Source organism: Thermogutta sp. (assembly GCF_014359955.1).
Classification (GTDB): domain Bacteria; phylum Planctomycetota; class Planctomycetia; order Pirellulales; family Thermoguttaceae; genus Thermogutta.
Genome location: NZ_JACIYL010000749.1, coordinates 1 through 2,164 on the forward strand (window position 1 = coordinate 1; position 2,164 = coordinate 2,164).

Consider the following 2,164-nt stretch of genomic DNA (forward strand, 5'->3'; position numbering starts at 1 on the left):
ACCGAGAATTCTGCGCCCGTCGTGGCTGCGGTGGTTCCCCCGCAACCTCCCATCGTCGTTCGTCGCTGGAGTGTGGGGGCCATCATCCTTATTATCCTCCTGCTGGTGGGGCTGATTTTCTCCGCCTTCCTCAACATGATGCTGCTGGGCATGGTCGGGCTCCGTGTGTTCGAGATGCCGAAAGTACGGGAGGAATATTTTTCGCATTCCAGAACCGCCCGGGATAAAGTGGTCATCATGTCGTTGGAAGGTCTCATCCTGGACGGTCGGGGGTTCATGAAGGACCAGATTGACCAGGTCATTGAAGACGAATCGGTCAAAGCGGTGGTCCTGCGCATCAACTCGCCGGGGGGAACCGTCAGTGGCGCCGATTTCATTTACCACCACCTTCAGCGGATGAAAGAAAAGCGGAAGATCCCTCTGGTGGTGAGTATGGGGGCCATCGCGGCCAGCGGGGGCTATTATGTGGCCATGGCCGTGGGGGATACACCCCGCTCGATCTACGCTGAACCGACGACCTGGACCGGTTCCATCGGTGTGGTCATCCCGCATTACAACGCCTCGGAGCTTGCCGAAAAAATCGGCATCCAGGAGGATTCGGTGGCCAGCCATCGGTTGAAGACGATGGGGAGTATTCTCCGGCCGATGACCGAGGAAGAGCGGAAAATCTTTCAGGGGCTCGTTGATGAGAGCTTCGAAAGGTTTAAAGAGATTGTCAAATCCGGCCGACCTGTGTTTCGCAAACAGCCGGCCCTTCTGGATAAGCTGGCCACCGGCCAGGTGTTCACAGCCCAACAGGCCAAGGCTGACGGCTTGATCGACGAGATTGGATTCCTTGAAGATGCGGTGGACCGCGCGATTGAGCTGGCTGGGCTGGACCCGGAGAATGTCCGGGTGGTCCAGTACAAAAAAGAACCGACCATGGCGGACATCCTCTTCGGGGAGTCGGTGCATTTTCCGATCCGGCCTGCGGGTGCGGATTGGTCGTGGCTGCTGGAACTGAGCGTTCCCCGGGCCTATTACCTCTTCTGGCAGGGGCCCGTGCTTCTCCGCAGCGGATCGTGAAGACGCGGTTTGTCGCGGCAAGTTGACGCATGGCGCGCGGGATGACGCACCGCCTTCAGAGGGCCGCATGATGCAGGCCCCGCTCACAGACCCACGGCGGTACGGAGCGGTTCAGCAGGGTGGCACTGCTGGCCCTCTTCGATGAAGCACCGCACTTGCCTGGCCGACACGTAAACAGTATCCCCTTCCTCGAGTGCGAGCTGCGAGAGGTGATGGGGATCAATTTCGGCGAGGAAAAGTTCCCCCGATTGAGCCATCAGCCACAATTTCACCAGTCCTCCCGCCGTGTGAATCCGCTGAACAACTGCCGGGAAAGCGTGCTTATGAGGAATCATGCTGAGGGCGAATTCGTGCGGTCGAACGAAGACCACCACCTCTTCACCGGCCGACAAGGCCTCAGAGGTGCCAAATTCCACGCGGGAACCCCGGCGAATCCCGCGAAACCTGTTCACGGTACCGATGAATTCGGTGACAAACGCTGATTGCGGCTGATGATAGACTTCTTCCGGCGTGCCCACCTGCTCGATTCGGCCAGCGTTGAGCACGACCACACGGTCCGCAAGTTCGAGAGCCTCGTCCTGATCGTGGGTGACGAATACGCTCGTCAGGCCGATTTCGTCGTGCAATCCACGGAGCCAGGTGCGGAGTTGCCGACGAACTTTGGCATCCAGGGCCCCGAACGGTTCATCGAGAAGAAGTACCTGCGGGCGGATGGCCAGTGCCCGGGCCAGGGCCACCCGCTGACGCTGCCCACCCGACAGTTGATGCGGATACCGCGCGGCGAACGGCTCCAGTTGTACCAGCCGCAAAAGCTCCCGCACTCGCGCGTCGATGTCAGCGGAAGAAAGCCGCAACTGCCGCCGCTGAACGCGGAGTCCAAAAGCGATATTCTCGTAGACCGTCATGTGCCGAAACAGTGCGTAATGCTGGAATACAAACCCCACTCCCCGCTGGGACGCCGGTCGATAAGTGACGTCTTTACCATCGAAAAGCAGACGGCCGGAACCAGGGTCGGGCGCTTCCAGGCCGGCTATGATTCGCAGAAGTGTCGTCTTCCCCGAACCGGAAGGTCCCAGCAGTGCCACGAGTTCTCCCGCAT

At 59.8% G+C, this 2,164-nt stretch carries 2 protein-coding genes; one reads left to right on the forward strand and one right to left on the reverse strand.

Going from position 1 to position 2,164, the window contains the following annotated elements; all coding sequences use genetic code 11:
- Nucleotides 1-1,065, forward strand: a 1,065-nt coding sequence (gene sppA / locus H5U08_RS16575; protein ID WP_297035598.1) for a signal peptide peptidase SppA, incomplete at its 5' end; no start/stop codon positions are given.
- Between the two features lie 83 nt (nt 1,066-1,148).
- Here the strand turns inward: sppA and H5U08_RS16580 are convergent.
- Nucleotides 1,149-2,164, reverse strand: a 1,016-nt coding sequence (locus tag H5U08_RS16580; protein WP_297035600.1) for a TOBE-like domain-containing protein, incomplete at its 5' end; no start/stop codon positions are given.